At 71.2% G+C, this 19,262-nt stretch carries 15 protein-coding genes; 10 read left to right on the plus strand and 5 right to left on the minus strand.

Annotated elements, in window-relative coordinates; translation table 11 throughout:
- Positions 1-26 precede the first annotated feature (26 nt).
- Entirely contained in the window at positions 27-671 is a 645-nt protein-coding gene (locus DEJ06_RS13990) for a metal ABC transporter ATP-binding protein (RefSeq protein WP_258372473.1), read from the plus strand.
- A gap of 111 nt (positions 672-782) precedes the next feature.
- Here the strand turns inward: DEJ06_RS13990 and DEJ06_RS13995 are convergent, their stop codons facing one another.
- Positions 783-2,015, minus strand: a complete 1,233-nt coding sequence (locus tag DEJ06_RS13995; protein ID WP_111039704.1) for an MFS transporter — start codon at positions 2,013-2,015, stop codon at positions 783-785.
- A 268-nt stretch (positions 2,016-2,283) separates the two neighbouring features.
- Between DEJ06_RS13995 and DEJ06_RS14000 the strand changes: the two genes are divergently transcribed.
- On the plus strand, positions 2,284-2,874 hold the full coding sequence (locus DEJ06_RS14000) for a DUF1345 domain-containing protein (protein WP_146245874.1): 591 nt from the start codon (positions 2,284-2,286) through the stop codon (positions 2,872-2,874).
- Between the two features lie 200 nt (positions 2,875-3,074).
- Here DEJ06_RS14000 and DEJ06_RS14005 read toward each other — a convergent pair whose 3' ends face one another.
- The 3 genes from DEJ06_RS14005 to DEJ06_RS14015 are packed head-to-tail and all read right to left on the minus strand — an operon-like array spanning position 3,075 to position 6,542.
- Positions 3,075-3,812: a copper homeostasis protein CutC gene (locus tag DEJ06_RS14005; RefSeq protein ID WP_111039706.1), complete on the minus strand. Its 738-nt coding sequence runs from the start codon at positions 3,810-3,812 to the stop codon at positions 3,075-3,077.
- Positions 3,809-5,365, minus strand: coding sequence for a M81 family metallopeptidase (locus tag DEJ06_RS14010; RefSeq protein ID WP_111039707.1), 1,557 nt, complete (start codon positions 5,363-5,365; stop codon positions 3,809-3,811). The genes DEJ06_RS14005 and DEJ06_RS14010 overlap by 4 nt, the downstream gene beginning before the upstream one ends.
- Entirely contained in the window at positions 5,358-6,542 is a 1,185-nt protein-coding gene (locus DEJ06_RS14015) for an ROK family protein (RefSeq protein WP_083404204.1), read from the minus strand. The genes DEJ06_RS14010 and DEJ06_RS14015 overlap by 8 nt, the downstream gene beginning before the upstream one ends.
- Positions 6,543-6,769: 227 nt before the next feature.
- Between DEJ06_RS14015 and DEJ06_RS14020 the strand changes: the two genes are divergently transcribed.
- From DEJ06_RS14020 to DEJ06_RS14040, 5 genes are all read left to right on the plus strand, one after another.
- Positions 6,770-8,563 carry a peptide ABC transporter substrate-binding protein gene (locus tag DEJ06_RS14020; RefSeq protein ID WP_111039708.1) on the plus strand — a complete coding sequence of 598 codons (1,794 nt, stop codon included), beginning with the start codon at positions 6,770-6,772 and terminating at the stop codon, positions 8,561-8,563.
- Between the two features lie 88 nt (positions 8,564-8,651).
- Positions 8,652-9,611, plus strand: coding sequence for an ABC transporter permease (locus tag DEJ06_RS14025; protein WP_027467218.1), 960 nt, complete (start codon positions 8,652-8,654; stop codon positions 9,609-9,611).
- Between the two features lie 114 nt (positions 9,612-9,725).
- A complete protein-coding gene (locus DEJ06_RS14030; RefSeq protein WP_111039709.1) occupies positions 9,726-10,619 on the plus strand; it encodes an ABC transporter permease in 894 nt (297 codons plus the stop codon).
- On the plus strand, positions 10,619-12,304 hold the full coding sequence (locus tag DEJ06_RS14035) for an ABC transporter ATP-binding protein (RefSeq protein ID WP_111039710.1): 1,686 nt from the start codon (positions 10,619-10,621) through the stop codon (positions 12,302-12,304). The genes DEJ06_RS14030 and DEJ06_RS14035 overlap by 1 nt, the downstream gene beginning before the upstream one ends.
- Complete coding sequence (locus DEJ06_RS14040; RefSeq protein ID WP_111028680.1) at positions 12,301-13,224, plus strand: ROK family protein; 924 nt, start codon at positions 12,301-12,303, stop codon at positions 13,222-13,224. Before DEJ06_RS14035 ends, DEJ06_RS14040 begins: the two co-directional genes overlap by 4 nt.
- 15 nt (positions 13,225-13,239) lie before the next feature.
- Here the strand turns inward: DEJ06_RS14040 and DEJ06_RS14045 are convergent, their stop codons facing one another.
- A complete protein-coding gene (locus DEJ06_RS14045) occupies positions 13,240-13,956 on the minus strand; it encodes a hypothetical protein (RefSeq protein WP_111039711.1) in 717 nt (238 codons plus the stop codon).
- 122 nt (positions 13,957-14,078) lie between these two features.
- Here DEJ06_RS14045 and DEJ06_RS14050 point away from each other — a divergent pair, with 122 nt between their 5' ends.
- From DEJ06_RS14050 to DEJ06_RS14060, 3 genes are all read left to right on the plus strand, one after another.
- Positions 14,079-15,365, plus strand: a complete 1,287-nt coding sequence (locus DEJ06_RS14050; protein WP_181436822.1) for a HupE/UreJ family protein — start codon at positions 14,079-14,081, stop codon at positions 15,363-15,365.
- 138 nt (positions 15,366-15,503) lie between these two features.
- Complete coding sequence (locus DEJ06_RS14055) at positions 15,504-17,636, plus strand: Ig-like domain repeat protein (RefSeq protein ID WP_111028678.1); 2,133 nt, start codon at positions 15,504-15,506, stop codon at positions 17,634-17,636.
- Positions 17,637-18,012: 376 nt separating this feature from the next.
- On the plus strand, positions 18,013-19,227 hold the full coding sequence (locus DEJ06_RS14060) for an ice-binding family protein (protein WP_239001383.1): 1,215 nt from the start codon (positions 18,013-18,015) through the stop codon (positions 19,225-19,227).
- The last annotated feature ends 35 nt before the right edge of the window (positions 19,228-19,262 follow it).

Below are 19,262 nucleotides of genomic sequence, written 5' to 3' on the forward strand. Positions count from 1 at the left end.
AGTATCGATACTGATAGCGTGCTCAGGTGCCTGCGACCGAGCCGACCGACCCCTCCGCGCCCCGATCTGCCGTGCACCTGGACCGGGTGACGGCAGTCCTCGGCGACCGGACCGTCCTCGACATGCTCGACGTGACGTTCCCCGCCGGGGTCGTCACCGCGCTCACCGGACCGAACGGCTCCGGCAAGTCGACGCTGCTCGACATGGTCGCGGACGTCGTGCGGCCGACCGCCGGGCGGGTGACGGGCCTCCCGTCCGACGGTGTCGCCTACGTGACCCAGTCCGTACCGCCGACCACGCTCCCGCTCACCGTCCGCGCGGCCGTCACGATGGGGCGGTGGCGGCACCGCGCGTGGTGGCGGCCGCTCGGACGCGCTGACCGGGCTGTCGTCGACGCGCAGCTCGAACGGATGGCGATCACGGACCTGGCCGACCGGCCGATCGAGGAGCTCTCGGGCGGGCAGCGGCAGCGCACGCTCGTCGCGCTCGGGCTCGCCCAGCGGGCCGGGGTGCTGCTGGTCGACGAACCGACCGCGGGGGTCGATGTGGAGTCCGCGGCGCTCGTGGTGGCGGCGCTCGCCGACGAGGCTGCGGCCGGCGTCGTGGTCGTGCACGCGGCCCACGACCCGGCCGCGATCGCCGCAGCCGACCGCATCGTCACCCTGGCCTGACCTTGCGTCCGTCGTGCCGATTCCGCAAAACACCGGTGTTCGCCTGTCGAACCGCGGTTCGCGCGTGTTCAGAGCACGAACACCGGTGTTCCGCGGGCCCCGGAACGGCGGTCAGGGGCACGCGACGGCCACCGGGCCGGTCGGCGTCGGGTCGGCCGCGACCGGCTCGACCGCCGGCACGGCGCTCGACTTCCGCAGCCCCATCGCGACGAGCACCACGGCACCGACGATCGCGACCCCGCCCGCCAGCCAGAAGTCGGCAGCCAGACCGAACGACGACACCGCGGCACCACCGAGCACCGAACCCGCGGCGATCGCGAGCTGGATCGTCGTGACGAACAGCGCGAGCCCGGTCTCGGACCCGGCCGGCGACGCCGTCGACATCCACGTCTGCATCCCGAGCGGCAGCGCACCCCACACCAAGCCCCACACGACGAGCAGCACGAAGACCCCCACGACGGAGTGGGCGAGCAGCGGCAGCAGGACGACGGCCGCCGCGAGCACGAACTTCGACGCCCCGATGGTGCCGAGGACACTGCGGTCGAGCGTGAAGCCGGCGGCGAAGTTGCCGACGATGCCCGCGACGCCGAACACCAGCAGCGCGATCGTCACGGTGTCCGGGCCGACACCGACGAGCTGCTGCAGGTACGGCGCGATGTAGGTGTACGCGGCGAACTGGGCCGCGAAGACGAAGGCTGCGGCGATGAGCCCGACCCGGGCACGGGGCACACGGAGCAGCGACCCGAGCGTGGCGAACCGCACCCGCTGCTGCGCGGGGATCCTCGGCAGCATCGCCAGCTGCAGGACGAGCGCGACGACACCGAGCGCCCCACCGATCACGAAGCCGAGTCGCCAGCTGGCGAGCGACGACACCAGGGCGCCGAGCGGCAGGCTCACGACGGTCGCGACGGAGACGCCGGCCGTGATGAGCGAGGTCGCACGGATCGTCAGCTCGGGCCGGACGAGTCGCCCGGCGATCCCGGCACCGATGGCCCAGAAACCACCGATGCCGACACCGAGCAGCATCCGTGCGATGAGCAGCACCCAGAACGACGGCGCGATCGCGGCGAGGCCGTCGGCGACGACGAGCAGCACGGTCAGGGACACGAGCACCACCCGGCGGTCGAGCCGCGAGGTCAGGACGGTGACGACCGGTGCCGCGACGGCGCCGACGAGTCCGGTGGCGACGACCATCAGGCCGGCGGTGCCGATGCCGACGTCCAGGTCGTCGGCGATGGCGGGGAGCAGCCCGATGGGCAGGAACTCGGACAGGACGAGCACGAACGACCCGAGTGCGACGGACGTGACGCTGAGCCACCCGCGGCGCGCTGCTGACGATGTCATGGGGGCGTCAAGCCCCGGAGTGCGACGATCCATTCCCGGCTTCGTGCGTTGCTGTCGCCGCCGAGGTCCACGGCGGCGCGCGCCGGTGCACAGGCGATAGCCTCATGCGCATGCCAGCGGACGACACCCTCGCGCCTCCTCTCCATCCGCGCGTGGCCGGGGTGCTCAGGGGCTTCACCATCGCGCGCCTCGCGGCCGGCGGTGCGAGGTGAAGCGCACAGCCAGAGCGAGAGTCGCGCGCAGCTCGCCGAGCGTGATCAAGGGTGTGATGGAGGCGATCATCGTCGCGGCCTCCATCACCTACCTGGTGACGGGTGCCTCGGGGGCGCTCATCGCCTGGGAGGCGGTGGCGGTGCTCTACGTCGTCGTCGGAGCGATCAGGACGATGAACCGTCCCAGCGTGCGCGAAGACGACGACCAATCTCGTTTCGCCGAGGCCATCGCGTGGATCTTTCCACTGGTGGCGAGCGCGACGGGCATCACCTCGGCCATCACTGCTCTCGCCGCGCGAGGGGCAGCGTCGGTGCACGGGCCCGACCTCGTTCTGGCTGTGCTCGCGTCCGTGGGGGTGCTGCTGTCATGGCTGTTGTTCCACATCGGGTTCGCGAACATCTACCAGGTGACCCAGCGGCGAGACGGGCGCACGCCAGGGATCGCCTTCCCCAAGAAGATGCCGCCGACCGTGACCGACTACCTCTACTTCTCGTTCGCGATCGGCACTGCCTTCGCCACCTCCGACGCCGATGTGCTGACCAGCCGCATGCGGTGGACGGTCATGACGCACAGCATCCTCAGTTTCTTCTACAACGCCCTTGTGGTGGCGGTGGCGTTCCAGGTGCTTCAGCAGTCCGTGGCCTGAAACCCGGGCAGGCTCTCGGTCACGGGAGCGGACACGGTTCTCCGTTCGGTCAGGTGGTGCCGACCGGAGGAGCGGGTCCATCCGGGTGGTCCCGGATCGGCCTGGAGGCGCGGTGTGCGTCCGCCGCGCGCCGCACCTCGGACCCGGTGCGGGTCCGGAGCCCGGTGTGGGTCCGGGACTCGGTGCGGGTCCGGAACGACTCAGGCGTCGAGCGCGCGCCGTGCGGCCGCGACGACCTCGGCGTCGGTGACGAAGTGCGCGGAGCCGTCGTCCCCGGCGCCCATCGGCACCCCGGCGTGCGTGCTGTCCGCGGCCGGACGCTTGGCCGACAGGTGCACGGCGGCGGCGCCGGTGGCGAGCAGTGCGCGGACGTCGGCGGGGGTGACCCCGGCGCCGGCCATCACCTGCACGGGCCCGGCGGCCTCGACCATGCGGGCGATCGTCTGGGCGCCGGCGACCGCGGTGGGGGCGGCACCCGACGTCAGGACGCGGGTGAACCCGAGCGCGGCGAGCGACCCGGCGGCGGCGACGGGGTCGGTCGCGTGGTCGATCGCGCGGTGCAGGGTGACCTCGGCGGTGGCGCTGACCGAGCGGGCGGCGTCCACGAAGCGGCGGAGGGCGTCCTCGTCCAGGGTCCGGTCGGGGCGCAGGGCACCGACCACGACACCGGCGGCCCCGGACCGCAGGACCGTGCGGACCTCGCGCACCATGAGCTCGACCTCGTCGGGGGAGTGCACGAACCCGCCCGGGCGGCAGCGGACCAGCGCGTGCGCCGGGATCCCGGTCTCGTGGGTCGTCTCGACCAGTGCCTGCGAGGGGGTGAGCCCGCCGAGCTCGAGCCCGACGCAGAGTTCGACGCGGTCGGCGCCGCCGTCCCGCGCGGTGATCGCACCAGCCGGAGAGGTGACGGCGATCTCGAGTGCGGCGGTGGTGCTCATGCAGGGGCTCCGAGCGGTTCGTTGGAGGCGGGGACGATGCGGGCGCGGAGGTCCGGTGCCGTCGGGAACACTCGATCGTAGGGGAACATCGGCCGCTCGATCCTGTGGTGCCCGAGGCGCAGCAGGTCCTGGTCGACACCGCCCGGGGTGAGCGCGAGCATCCAGTCGGCGGACATGTCGAACAGCTCCGGTTCGAGGTACCCGATCTTCACGATGACGACGTCCGCCTGCCGCGGCGCCAGGTCGAGGTCGGTGAAGTCGTGCTCGTGGTGGTACGGCTTCCGCAGCTTCGTCAGGATCGCGAAGACGCTGCCGACCTGCAGCACGACCTCGGTCTCGGCGTCCCGGTCGCCGTGCTTGATCGCGTGCACCCGCCCGGTCATCGTGATCGGGCCGGCATGCACGCGGTCCACCGACGCACCGGCGGTCACGGTGATCGTCGCACCGACGCCGGCGTCCACCGCCGCGGCGACCGCGGCCGGTCCGGGCACGCTCGCGTAGATGACGGTCGGGCCGGACGGGTCCTGGAACTCCGGGCGGGCGAGCACCTGCGTCAGGCCCCAGGTCATGTCGCCGGAGCCGCCGGCCGTCGGGTTGTCGCCGGAGTCCGAGACGAAGTACGGCTTCGCTGCGCCCGGGGTGAGCGCGGCGTCGAGGCACTCCTCGAACGTGCCGGTTGGGGCGACGAACACGAAGTCCTCGCGGACGTCCCAGAACGCCCGGGCGAGCCGCTCGGCACCGGCGGCGACGGCGGCCTCGTCCCACCCGGTGACGACGGTGACGGCCTGGTCGCGGAGCTGGTCGGCCCAGGCGTACCCGACCCAGATCGCGGCGTCGAGCACACCCTCGGTCTGCTCGACGAGCGGGACCTGCGCGTACAGGGACTTCGCCGGCTCGAGACGGGTCGAGGTCTGCTCGCCGGGCAGCAGGACGGGGATCGGGATCCAGGCCTTCACGGGTCGCTGCGCACCGACGGCTCGTTCGGTGAGCACGTCGACGAGGTTCCGGACGGCACGCTCCTTCGTCTCGAGGGTGTCCTCGTGCGGGGCCATCCGGTAGCAGGTGACGAGGTCGACCTGGTGGGCGAGCTCACGCGTGACGTTGCCGTGCAGGTCCATCGACGCGGAGACGATGACGTCGGGGCCGACGACCGCGCGGATGCGACCGAGCAGGTCCGTCTCGGCGTCGTCGAGCCCCTCGACCACCATCGCGCCGTGGATGTCGTACCAGAGCCCGTCGACCGGACCCATCGCACGCAGCCGCTCGACGATCTCGTCGGCCAGGGCTTCGTACGACGCCCGGTCGACGATCCCGCCGGGCAGCGCGTGCCCGATGAGCGCCCCGCGGAAGTCCGCCCGGTCCGCCATGGTCGCCAGGAACGGGTACCGGGCGACGGCCTCGTCGCCGCGATCCGGGTGGAACGCGGGGGCGTGGGTCCGGGTCGGCGTGAACGTCGACGTCTCGATGGCGAGCCCGGCGATGGCGATGACCGGGCGACGGGCACCAGCGGTGCTGGCGGGGACGGCGGGGGTGACGGGACCGGTCTCAGACACGGACGCTCCTGTTCCTGGTGGTGGACTGGGGGATGGGCGCGGAGAGCTCCTCGAGCGAGGCGGCGAGGCCCCGCTGCAGGGCGAACTGCCCGGCGCCGACGAGCCCGGCATCGGCACCGAGCGACACCGGTTCGATGGCCAGGTGCTGGGTCATCAGCGGGTGGCAGCTCTCGTAGAGCTGGCTGCGCACGGCGGCGATGAACGGGTCGAGGGTCGACAGGATGCCGCCCAGGTAGACGGCGTCCGGGTTGAAGAAGTTCACGTTGGCGGCGAGCACCTCGCCCAGGTACTTGCCCGCCATCCGCACGGCACGGGTGGCCTCGGGGTGCGCGTCCGAGGCGAGCCGGACGACGTCGGCGGTCGACGCGACATCGACCCCGGCGTTCGACAGGATCCGGACCAGGGCGGCCCCGGACGCCACCGTCTCCAGGCATCCGGTGTTGCCGCACGAGCACGGGGTGTCCCCGGCGGCGTCGATCCGCACGTGCGTGATGTCCCCGGCCGCACCGGTCGACCCCCGGTAGAGCCGACCGTCGATGACGATGCCCGCGCCGATCGCCGACCCGGCCTTGATCGTGATGGTCTGGCGTCGAGCGGGATCCTGCACGGTCTGCTCACCCGCCGCCATGCAGTTCGCGTCGTTGTCGACGATCGCCGGCAGGCCGAACCGGTCGCTCAGCCACGCGGCCACGGGGAACCCGTTCCACCCCGGCATCCGGCTCGGCAGGTCCACGACCCCGGCGACGACGTCGACGGGCCCGGGCAGGCTGAGCCCGACGCCCCGCAGCCCTTCGCGACCACGGTCGTCGGCGAGCCGCTCGAGCAGCGCGGCCAGGCGCTGGAGCCCGGCGGTCGGACCGTCGGAGAGCGCGAACGGGACGTTCGCGACCGACTCGAGCGCGCCTCCAGGCAGGACCACGCCGATGCGCGCGTGCCCGCCACCGACGTCCGCGGCGACCGCGTACTCGTCGACGCCGCCGATGCGGAGCACCTTGCGGGGGCGACCGCCGGTCGAGACGTCCGTACCTTCCTCGGCGAGGATCCCGTGCTCCAGGAGCTGGCCGACGACGTGCGAGACGGTCGAGGGGGCGGCTCCGAGCACCTTCGCGATCTCGGTCCGGCTGGCGGCCTGCCCCGAGGCGACGAGCTCGAGGACGCGGGCGCTGAGATCGGCCACGACTTTCTCCAATCCGGGCGGAACGGGAACGGAACACCGGTCGATGGTCCGTTCTGCCGCGAGCCTACGGGGCGGATCGAGCGGTCCACCCTTTCGTCCGTTCCGCAGTAACGCAGTTTTTACATCGAGATGTTTGTTTTTCCAATCGCTTTGGTCCTTGACTGTCCTCGTGCCGCTCGGCACCCGTGCTCCACCTCCCCGAAGTCCCTCGCACAAGGAGACACCGCATGTCCAAGCCCCGTCGCTGGGCGCTCCTCACCGGAGCTGCGATCGCCGTGAGCGCGCTGCTCGCCGGCTGTTCCGGAGGCGGCAACGCCTCGCAGGGATCGACCGACGAGATCGACTACGCGCTCCCCGCCAACTTCACGCCGAACTGGATCCTGCCGATCGGCACCGCCGCGCACCTCAACACGAACAACGGCTCCATCGCCCAGTCGCTGTACGAGCCGCTCGTCGCCTACGACGGCTCCACCGGCAAGATCGCGTGGAACAAGGCCGGCTCCGTCGCCACCGACGCGAAGTTCGCCGACGACGGCAAGAGCGTCACCATGACGCTCGGCGACCGGCACTGGTCGGACGGCGAGGCGATCACGAGCCGCGACGTCGGGTTCTGGTTCAACCTGATCAAGGCGAACAAGGACCAGTGGGGCTCGTACTCCAAGGGCAAGGCGCCGGACAACTGGACGTCGTTCAAGGCCGTCGACGACACGCACTTCACCATCACCTTCGACAAGGCCTACAACTCGGACTGGATGCTCGCCAACCAGCTGAGCCACATCATCCCGCTGCCCCAGCACGCCTGGGACAAGACCAGCGCGACCGCGAAGGTGACCGACGCCGACGAGACCACCGCCGGCGCGAAGCAGGTGTGGAAGTACCTCAACACCGCCGCGGGCAAGATCTCCGACTACGCCACCGACGACCTGTGGAAGACCATCTCCGGCCCCTACGGCGTCAAGACCTTCACCACGGCCGGCAAGGTCACCCTGACGGCGAACAAGAAGTACGACGGTGGCGAGAAGCCGTCGATCACGACGGTGAACCTGCTGCCCTTCACCACGGCCGACGCCGAGGTGAACGCCGTCCGCTCGGGCGAGGTCGACTACGGCTACATCAACGCCACCGACATGGACCAGAAGGCGTCCTTCACCGGGAAGGGCTACGAGGTTGAGCCGTGGACCGGCTGGGCGATCACGTACATGCCGTACAACTTCAACAACCCCACGATGGGCGCCGTCTTCAAGCAGCTGTACGCCCGTCAGGCCGTCCAGATGTCGATCGACCAGACGTCGCTGTCGAAGGTCGTCTTCAACGGCACCGCCACCTCGACCTACGGTCCGATCCCGCAGGCACAGGAGTCCGACTACGTCTCCGACGTGCAGAAGTCGAACCCGTACCCGTTCAGCACCTCGAAGGCCAAGGACCTGCTGACCAGCCACGGCTGGGAGGAGCAGGGCGGCACGATGGTCTGCACCGACCCGGGCACGTCCGCCAGCCAGTGCGGCGAGGGGGTCAAGGAGGGCACGAAGTTCTCGATGCAGGTGCTGTCGCAGTCCGGCTCGACCGTGACCGACAACATGATGAGCGCGATCCAGTCCTCGCTCGCGAAGACCGGCATCGACTTCACCATCAAGACCGCGCCGGTGTCGAGCGTGCTGTCGCAGACCCCGACCTGCACCTCGGACGAGGCCAGCTGCGACTGGGACCTGTCGTTCTTCGGCACCGCGGGCAGCTGGTACTTCCCGGCCTACCCGACCGGTGAGTCGCTGTTCCAGACCGGCGGTTCGGCGAACTTCGGCAGCTACTCGAACAAGGAGGTCGACTCCCTGATCGACGCGACCACCACCTCGACCGACGCCACCGCCGTGCAGGACTACAGCGCCGCGGTCGCGAAGGACCTGCCGGTGATCTGGCTGCCGAGCCCCGACTACCAGATCTCGGTCGTCAAGAAGGGTCTGTCCGGCTTCGACCAGGACTCGCTCGCCAACTTCCACCCGGCCCAGTGGAAGTGGACCAAGTAGGAAACCGACCCTGGAGGCGCGGTGCGCGTCCGACGCGCACCGCGCCTCCTCCCCGGCTCACGTCTCCAATCCGACCATCGGAAGCCGCATGACCACAGCTCTCTACCTCACCAGGCGCGTCCTGCAGGCGCTCGCGGTGATCCTCATCGTCACCGTCGTGGTGTTCTGCCTGCTGCACGCGCTGCCCGGCGGCCCCGCCCGCGGCGTGCTCGGCGTCTCCGCGACCCCCACGCAGATCGCCCAGTTCAACCAGGCGCAGGGGCTCGACCAGCCGCTGCCCGTGCAGTACCTGCGGTTCCTCGGTCGTCTGCTGACCGGCGACCTCGGCACCTCGTACACGCTCAACGAGCCGGTCTCGCAGCTCATCGCCGAGCGCCTGCCGAAGACCCTCGTGCTCACCGGCATCTCCGCGGTGCTCGGACTCGTCGTCGCGATCCCGGTCGGGATGCTCCAGGCGGCCCGCCGCAACGGTGCGGTCGACTACGCCGCGACCGCCCTGGCGTTCGTCTTCTACTCGACGCCCGCGTTCTTCCTCGGCCTCGTCCTGATCATCGTCTTCAGTCAGCAGCTGCCGTGGCTGCCGTCCCAGGCCCCGAGCGGCACCACCCTCGCCGAGGTGTTCCAGGACCCCGCCGGACTCGTGCTGCCCGTGGTGACCGGAGCCCTCGCGATGATCGCGGTGTTCAGTCGGTACATGCGCGCCTCGACGCTCGAGAACCTGCAGGAGGACTACGTCCGCACCGCCCGTGCCGGCGGCGCCTCGACCGCGACGATCCTGCGACGGCACGTGTTCCGGAACTCGCTGACCCCGGTCGTCGCGATGCTCGGGTACTACCTGCCGGTGCTGTTCGGTGGCGCCCTGGTGACCGAGCAGCTGTTCAACTACCCCGGCATGGGGCTGCTGTTCTGGAACGCCGCACAGTCCTCCGACTACCCGACGCTGCTCGGCTGCGTGCTCGTCATCTCCATCGCGACCGTCATCGGCACCCTGCTCGCCGACGTCGCACAGTCCTTGATCGACCCGCGAGTGAAGGCGAGCCGCGCATGACCGCCACGTCAGTCATCGACACTGCGTCCACCCATGACGTGAAGGCGAGCCGCGCATGACCGACACGTCAGTCATCGACACTGCGTCCACCCATGACGTGAAGGCGAGCCGCGCATGACCGCCGTCCAGATGGCCCCCGAAGCCCCGGGCGCCCCCGTCACCGTCGCGGCCACCGGGTTCCGGCTCGCCGCCCGCCGGTTCCGGAGCAACACCCTCGCCGTCATCGGCCTCGCCCTGATCGTCGTCATCGTGCTGTTCTGCTTCGTCGGCCCGTTCGTGTACCCGACCGACCAGACCCACACGCTCCTCGAGCAGGCCAACCAGGGCCCGAGCGCCGCGCACTGGCTCGGCACCGACGCCGTCGGCCACGACGTCCTCGGCCGCCTGATGTACGGCGGCAAGGTCTCCTTGATGGTGGGCATCGCCGCCGGGGTCCTGGCCACCGTCGTCGGCACCCTGTGGGGTTCCGTCGCCGGGTACGTCGGCGGCTGGATCGACGCCCTGATGATGCGCGTCGTCGACGCCGGCATCGCGATCCCGGCCCTGTTCATCCTGCTCGTCATCTCGGCGATCACGAACCCCGGTGTCGGCGGCCTCATCGTCATCCTCGGCCTGGTGTCCTGGCTCGTGCCGTCCCGCCTGATCCGCGCCGAGACCCTGACGCTCAAGAACCGCGACTACGTCCTGACCCTGCGCGCGATCGGCGGCTCGCACGCCCGCGCCATCGGCAAGCACCTGCTGCCGAACTCGGTGTCGACGATCGTCGTCGCGGCGACGTTCCAGGTCGCCGACGCGATCCTGCTGGTCGCCTACGTCTCGTACCTCGGGCTCGGTGTGCAGCCGCCCGCGACGGACTGGGGTGGCATGCTCTCGGCGGGACTCACCGCCGCCTACTCCGGACGCTGGTGGCTCATCGTGCCGCCGGGTCTGGCCGTGATCCTGGTCGTCTGCGCGTTCAACGCGGTGGGCGACGGACTGCGGGACGCCTTCGACGTGCGGGGCCGCTGATGACCAACGAACCGATCCTGCGGACGACCGACCTCGGCGTCTCATTCAGCACCGAGTCCGGAACCGTCGACGCCGTGCGCGGGGTGTCCCTGTCGGTCGCGCCCGGCGAGACCCTCGCCCTGGTCGGCGAGTCCGGCTCCGGCAAGTCCACCGTCGCCCTCGCCGCGATGGGCCTGCTCTCCGGCAACGCGACGGCCTCGGGCAGCGCCGTCGTCGCCGGCCACGAGGTCGTCGGCGCCCCCGAACCCGCGCTCCGGGCCCTGCGCGGCTCGACCGTCTCGATGGTCTTCCAGGAGCCCGCGACCGCCCTCGACCCGCTCACCCGCGTCGGTGCCCAGATCGCCGAGGTGATCCGGAACCACCGTGACGTCTCCGCGTCCGCCGCCGCGGCCGAGGCCGTCGACCTGCTCCGTCGCGTCGGCATCCCCGACCCCGAGTCGCGCACCCGGTCGTTCCCGTTCCAGCTGTCGGGTGGGCAGCGTCAGCGCGTGGTCATCGCGATGGCGATCGCGAACGCGCCGAAGCTGCTCATCGCGGACGAGCCGACCACGGCCCTCGACGTGACCGTGCAGGCCGAGATCCTCGAGCTCCTCCGCGCGCTCGCCGTCGAGACCGGTACCGGCGTGCTGCTCGTCACGCACAACATGGGGGTCGTCGCGGACTTCGCCGACCGGGTCGCGGTCATGCTCCAGGGCGAGATCGTCGAGACCGGCGGGGTCGAGGACGTCCTCCTCCGCCCCGAGCACGAGTACACCAAGCGGCTGCTCGCCGCGGTGCCGCGGCTCGACGTGGCGGGCGATCGTCCGCCGGCTCCCGTCACCGACGCGGAGACCGAGCCAGCCGGGAGGCCCGGTGCGGCCCCGGTGGTCGACCTGCGGGACGTCTCGGTGACGTTCGGGCGCGGGGCGCGCGCCGTCCACGCGCTCGCGGGCATCGACATCGCGGTGCACGCCGGTGAGACCGTCGGCCTGGTCGGCGAGTCCGGCTCCGGCAAGTCGACCGCGGCCCGGGTGGCGCTCGGGCTCATCAAGCCGACCTCCGGCACGGTGTCGCTGTTCGGGCAGGACCTGCGGACCGCGAAGGGCCGTGACCGCCGTGCACTCCGCTCCGGCATCGGCGTCGTGCTGCAGGACCCGGTGGCGTCCCTCGACGCCCGGATGTCGGTGGCCGAGTGCATCGCTGAGCCCCTCGCCGTGCACCGTCGCGGGATGTCCTCGGCCGATCGTCGTCGTCGCATCAACGAGGTGCTCGACGCGGTGCGGCTGCCGCGGACCCTGGCGTCCCGTGCCCCCCGCGAGCTGTCCGGCGGGCAGCGCCAGCGGGTCTCGCTCGCCCGGGCGCTGGTGCTCGAACCGCGGTTGCTCGTCGCCGACGAACCCACCTCGGCGCTCGACGTCAGCGTGCAGGAGACCGTGCTCGAGGTCCTCGGCGAGCTGCAGGACGACCTCGGTTTCGCGTGCCTGTTCGTCTCGCACGACCTGGCCGTCGTGCAGCACTTCGCCGAGCGCGTCGTCGTGATGCGCCAGGGCGTCGTCGAGGAGCAGGGCACGACCGGCACGACGCTGCTGCACCCCACCACCGACTACACCCGTCGCCTGCTCGCCGCGGTACCGGTGCCCGACCCCGTGCTGCAACGGCAGCGTCGGACGGAGCGCCTCGCCTCACTCGCGGCGGTGACCGCGTGACCCGGGTCCTGGCCGGGGTGGACGTCGGCGGCACGAACACGAAGGTCGTCCTGACCACGCCCGACCTCGAGGTCATCGACCGCCTCGACCTGCCGACGCCCGCCCACGCGGGCGGGGCGGCGATCGTGACGGCCGCACTCGGGGCCGTGACGGGTCTGCTCGAGACGCACCGGGCCTCCTTGGCGGGTGTCGGGGTGGGCGCGGCCGGCGTCGTCGACCGGACCACGGGGACCGTCCTCGTCACCGGCAACTCGTTCACCGGTTGGGCCGGGTACGGCGTGACCCGCGCGGTGACGGACGCCCTCGGCGTCCCCGCGACCCTGGACAACGACGTGAACGCGTTCCTGCTCGGCGAGATCGCCACCGGTGCGGTCGTGGGGGAGTCCGACGTGCTCGGCATGACCCTCGGCACCGGTGTCGGCGGCGCGCTCGTGCTCGACGGACGGCTCTTCGCCGGCCCGCGCGGAGCCGCCGGCGAGATCGGCCACGTCCCCGGCTTCGGCGACGCCCGGTGCACCTGCGGGCAGGCCGGGCACCTGGAGACCATCGCGGGCGCGCGCGGCATCGCCGACCGCTACGCCGAACGCTCCGGGCGGATGCTCTCGGCACGGGACGTCGCCGTCGCCGCACGCGGCGGGGACGCCGACGCGGCCGCCGTCTTCGCCACGGCGGGGTGGGGGCTGGCGCGTGCCGCACTGCTGACCGCGGGGATCCTCGACGTCACCACCGTCCTGATCGGCGGCGGGATCGCTCGGTCCTGGGACCTGCTCGAACCGGCCATCTCGGCGGCGATCGCCGCGGAACCGCCGGTCAGCGGGGCGACGATCCGGCTCGCGCAGTCGACGCTCGGGTCCGACGCCGTGGCACTCGGCGCAGCGGCGCAGGTGCGGGCGCGCGTCCTGGAGCCGGAGACCGCGTAGCGGGGGAGCGCCCGGTCAGGGCACCCAGACGACGATGCCGCGCAGGTCGTGGAGCACGGCGGCGAGGCCGGCGCGCAGGCCGCGGGCCGCGCGGTCCTCGGTGAAGGTCTCCGGGTCGTAGTGGCTCGACGGGCCGAGGCCCTCGCCGCGGAACCCGCCGCCCGTCCAGTCGGCTGCCGTGACGTTCGACGTCGGCTCCGCGATCTCGGCACCGACGACCAGGAACTGCTGGTGGAGCGCGGTCGGTGAGACCGCCGCGAGCGGGTCGACCATGTGGTTGCCGACGGTGATGACCAGGTCGGGCTCGGCGTCGACGGCGCGCAGGACCGCGGCGATCCGGTCGTCGGGGCCCTTCGCCGAGACCGGGGTGACGGTGACGTCCTCGTCCGCTGCCCACGACTCGACGGCGTCGAGCAGGGTCCGGGTCGGAGCGTCGGCGGCGTCACCCGCGTCGGAGAGCAGCACGACGTCGTAGTCGGCGGGGGCGTGCACCCCGGACCACGAACCGGGCTCGGGGTGGATGGTGGCCTCGGGGGCCGGCGGCTGGTCGGGGTCGGAGAACCCGGTGCCCAGGACCCCGGCCGAGGCGTGCGCCGACGCGGTCGCCGTCGGGCCGGTGCCGCCGGTGGTGCCGTTCGACGCCCCGGAGCAGCCGGCCAGCAGCGCGGTGCCGGCCGCGGCGAGGGCGACGGCGGTCAACAGGGAGGTCGTCCGGGTGGCGGGGCGGATCACGGCACCATGCAAGCACGCCCGACGGCCGCTCCGGGCTGGTACGGGGACCTGTCCGACCGCCGTCCCGTTGCTGGTCACCGGTTGTTCACCTGCCGGTCGTCTGCGGGCCGGATCGTCTGCGCGTGCCCTCCGGAACCACCGCCGCGCTCCTGCGCGCCCGCCCTGCCCGCTCCCTCCCCCTGTTCGCGCTCGTCGGACGGGTCGTCGCCGCGCTCGTGCTGCTCGGGGTGGTCGTGATCGGCGTGCTCGGGGGAGCCGCACCGGCGTCGGCGCACGGCTTCAGCTCGGTGGTCTACGCCGACGTCACGTCCACGAAGCCGACCGTCGTGCAGGCGAAGCTCGGGCTCGAGTACGACCTGATGCTCGTCTCGGTGGCCACGAGCGAGCACGACGACGCGCTGCACGAGCAGGGGCAGCAGGCCTGGGACGACGGGGACTTCCCGGGGATGGTGACGGCTGCCGAGGCGCACACCGACGCGATCGGGAAGTACGTGTTCGACCGGTTCCGGGTCACCGGAGCCGGCGGGCAGGCCTGCACGGGCACGCTCGACGACACCGTCACCGTCGACCTGCAGGACGAGGTGCCGTACGCCCACGTGACCGCGGACTTCACCTGCCCGGAACCGTCCGAGACGCAGTCCGGGCACGTGGTGTCGTCGGAGCTCTTCCCCGACGACGAGACCTTCGTGCGCGACACCAAGACGATCGTCACCTACGACGTCGACGACCGGACGGGTTCGGCCACCCTCGACGCCTCGCAGCGCACGTTCTCGACCGAGCAGTCCGCGGGTGAGCGCTTCTGGGAGTTCTTCCGGCTCGGCGCCGAGCACCTGCTGACCGGGATCGACCACATCCTGTTCCTCGTGGCGCTCATCGCCGGTTCGCGTCGTCTGCGCGAGGTCGTCTACACGGCGTCCGCGTTCACGATCGCCCACTCGATCACGTTCATCCTCGCCGCCCTCGGTGTGGTCAGCCCGCCCGCGATCGTCGTCGAGCCGCTCATCGCCCTGTCGATCGCCGCGGTCGCCGGCTGGTACCTGTGGCGGCTCTGGCGTCGTCGATCGCGGGCCGACGAACTGGTGGTCGGTGAGCACGGACACTTCTCGCTCGACCGCGCCGGGTGGACCCGCCTGGCCGTCGTCTTCGCCTTCGGGCTCATCCACGGGCTCGGGTTCGCCGGGGCCCTCGGTATCCACGAGGCGTTCTCGTGGCAGCTGCTCGTCTCGCTCCTCATCTTCAACGTCGGCATCGAGGCCGTGCAGCTCGCGATCATCGTCATCGTCTTCCCGCCGCTCTCGCTGCTGCGGCGGAAGGCGCACCGGGTGTCGCTCTGGGTGACGGGCGCCGTGACCGCCGGCGTGTTCGTGATGGGGATGATCTGGTTCGTCGAGCGGCTCGCGGCGGGCTGACGCTCGCCACGGACCTGCTGACGAGCCGCGTTCGTTCCTGAACGGCGACGAACTGTCACTCAGCGTTTACCAAGACGTTTTGCAGTGCATGCAGAGTCTTCCGTGCTGCACCATCCCACGTCTGAGAAACGGACCAACATGAGTCTCCTGTCCGGCGCCACTACCCGGCGCAGAACCACCACCCTCCGCGTCTGCGGGGCCGTCCTCGGGGCCGCGCTCATCGCCGGTGCCTCGATGGTCGGCACGAACGCCGCCACCGCTGCGACGAACACCCCCACCACCAACATCTCGACCGGTGGCCCGATCCACATCCTGCTCGGCGTCGGCGCGACCGAGAGCCAGCGCATCGCCTCGTGGTACTTCCCCACGAACGTCGCGCAGTCGCTCGAGATCCAGAAGACCGCGTCCATGACGGACGGCGTCTTCACGGACGCCAAGCAGACGGTCGCCGCCTCGGAGGCCGCGAACACCGCAGCCGACTCGAGCGCGACCGACTCGAACACCAAGAGCATCCCGGGCATCGCCGCCGAGTCGGGCTACATCAACGCGCACGCGACGATCTCGGCCCTCGAGCCGAACACCTCGTACACGTACCACGTCGGTGCGGCGGACGGCTCGGCCTGGTCCGCGTCGTACACCTTCACCACGAAGAGCTTCTCCGGCGACTTCGACTTCCTGTTCTTCGGTGACCCGCAGATCGGTTCGTCCGGCTTCACGGACGACGACGGCGCCGGCTGGGCGGACACGCTCAAGTACGCCACGTCGACCGAGCCGGACGCCGAGCTCCTGGTCTCCGGTGGCGACCAGGTCGAGCACGCCAACAACGAGTACGAGTGGGGCGCGTTCGCGGACAGCAGCGACGTGCTGAAGCGCTACCCGTGGGCCTCGACCATCGGCAACCACGACGTGGGCGGCAAGGCCTACGAGCAGCACAACCAGGTGCCGAACTCCCTCAAGGTGCCGGACTTCTACCCGGGCGGCAACACGACCGCGAACTCGGGTGGCGACTACTGGTACATGTACAAGGGCGTCCTGTTCATCGACATCAACTCGAACGCCTACGCGGCCGGTTCGGACGCTGCCCACGTGAACTACGTGCGCGACGTCATCAACCGCTACGGCGACGACGCGAAGTGGACGACGCTGGTCTACCACCACTCGATCTACTCGCCGGCCGACCACGCGAACGACCGTGACAACCAGCAGCGCCGGTTCGACTTCACGCGTTCGTTCTCGGACATGGGTGTCGACCTCGTCCTGCAGGGCCACGACCACTCCTACTCGCGCAGCTACGCGATCAAGAACGGCAAGAAGGCCAACGTCAACGAGCAGCCCGCTGCTCCCGAGGTCTTCTCCGGCCCCGGCGGCGTCATCTACATGACGGCGAACTCGGCCTCCGGCTCGAAGTACTACGACCTCACCACCCCGGACGCCACCCAGGGCTACGGCGCGGACCCGCTCGACCCCAAGGGTGAGCGTCACTTCGCCAACTCGGTCGAGAACCAGGAGCACGTCCGCACCTTCGTGAAGGTCTCGGTCACCGACGACAAGCTCGCCGTCGAGAACATCCGCGCCAGCGACTGCACCACGCTCAACTCGGCGGTGCAGCACGGCAAGGTGGACAGCTGCGGCGTGACCCTCCAGCCGACGGCCACGGCCGACCCGGCTGCGATCGGTTCGACGGTCGACAAGTTCAACCTGCACGCCACGCTGCCGACGACGACCACCACGCTCACCGCGTCGGCCGCCGAGCAGACCTACGGCACCGCCAAGCCGGCCACGGTCACCGCGACCATCGCCGGAGGCATCGGTACCCAGCAGGGCACGGTGACGTTCAAGGACGGCAGCAAGGTCCTCGGCACCGCCCCGGTCAAGGACGGCGCGGCCAGCATGACGCTGCCGAAGACGCTCGCCATCGGCAAGCACGCGGTCACGGCCTCGTTCGTCAACGCGGACCCGGTGTACTCGGGAACGAACTCGAAGACGGCGAAGGCCATGACGGTCACCGTCGAGAAGGCCCCGTCCCGCACCGCCATCAAGTACAGCGGTGGCAAGGCGACCGTCCAGGTGAAGGCCACCGGCTTCAGCGTCGACGGCACCGCCCGGATCTACCAGGGCTCGAAGCGCCTCGCCACCGTCACGGTGGAGAACGGCGTGGTCACGTCGAAGCTCCCGCTGAAGAAGGGCACGCACAACCTGCACGCCGTCTTCGCCGGGACCTCGGAGCTCAGCACGAGCACCAGCCCGACCATCAAGGTCGTCATCAAGTAGCACCCGGCACCAGCAAGGGCCCCGCGATCCCGATCGCGGGGCCCTTCGCCGTGTGTCCGGGGGTGGGCGACCGGTCCTACCCGGGACCGGCGCCGCACCGGCTGACGGGAGACCCGAACTCCCTACCCGTCCGCTGGTGAGAGCGGCCGGTCAACCTGTGGTGAGCATGCGCTCACGGGCCGGGATCGCCTAGGCAGCCAGGCCAACTGCCAGGCTTTGGGCGAATGTTCAGACATTCCTAGGTAATCACTGTGGAGAAGCGCATACTTCGAGCCACCGAGAATGCGCGCTCGTCGCCGACGTCACCCCGCCTCTCCTTGCAGGAAGCGGTCGGACCGTGCAGGCTCGCCATCTCAGACGCAGTTCCCTCCTGGTCGTGTCGGCGGCTGCCGTCGCCGCGCTGGTCACCCTCGGGACCGGTGGCGGAGCATCCGCCGCGACGGTCATCGACGGTCCGGTCAACCTCGGCACCGCATCGACCTACGGTGTCCTCGGCGCGAGCGCGGTCACGAACACCGGCCCCTCCGTGATCAACGGCGACCTCGGGTTGTCGCCGGGCACGTCCATCACCGGCTTCGGCGGCGCACCGAACGGCGTCGTCAACGGCACCACGCACCAGACCGACGCCGCGGCCGCACAGGCCCAGCGCGACACCACCACCGCGTACAACGTCGCCGCGTCGCTCTCCCCGACCCAGACCGGTCTGACCGAGCTGAACGGCCTCTCGCTCTCACCCGGCGTGTACTCCGGCGGCGCCCTCGCGCTGGCGAACAACGGTGCGCTGACCCTCGCCGGCAGCGCGAACTCCGTCTGGGTGTTCCAGGCCGCGTCGACCCTGACCATCGGGTCCGCCAGCCAGATCGTGATCACCGGCGGCGCCAGCTCGTGCAACGTGTTCTGGCAGGTCGGCAGCTCCGCCACCGTCGGCACCGGCGCCCAGTTCCAGGGCACCGTCCTGGCGCAGCAGTCCGTGACCGCCACCACCGGCGCGACCGTGCAGGGCCGACTGCTGGCCCGCACCGGCGCCGTCACCCTCGACACGAACACGATCACGGCCTCCAACGGCTGCCCCGCACCGGGCACGCCGTCCGAGTCGCCGACCATCACCTCGGGCACCCCGTCCGACGGCACCGTGGACGTGCCCTACTCGTCCACCGTCACCGCGACCGGCACCCCGAACCCGACCTTCACCGCCACGGGCCTGCCCGACGGCCTGACGATCGACAGCACCACCGGCGTCATCTCCGGCACCCCGACCACCCCGGGTACCTCGACCGTGACGATCACCGCGTCGAACGGCACCAGCCCGGACGACACCCAGACGGTCACCATCACGGTCCGCGCCCCGGCACCGGTGCCCACCGCGACACCCACCCCGACGGCACCCGCAGTGGTGCCCACCGCCACCCCGAGCGGCCCCGCAGGCGCCGGCGGTGGCGGTGGCGGCGGAACCGACCAGCCGACCGGTGAGCTCGCGTTCACCGGCTCGGACCCGACCGTCCCGCTGAGCATCGCCGCGGCACTCCTCGCCGCGGGTGCAACGCTCATGGTCCTGCTGCGTCGTCGTCGCCGCACCGTCGGCCGCATCTGATCCACCCGCACGATCGACGGCCCAGCGACCCTGGT

The sequence above is a fragment of the Curtobacterium sp. MCLR17_051 genome (genome assembly GCF_003234395.1).
Lineage (GTDB): Bacteria > Actinomycetota > Actinomycetes > Actinomycetales > Microbacteriaceae > Curtobacterium > Curtobacterium flaccumfaciens.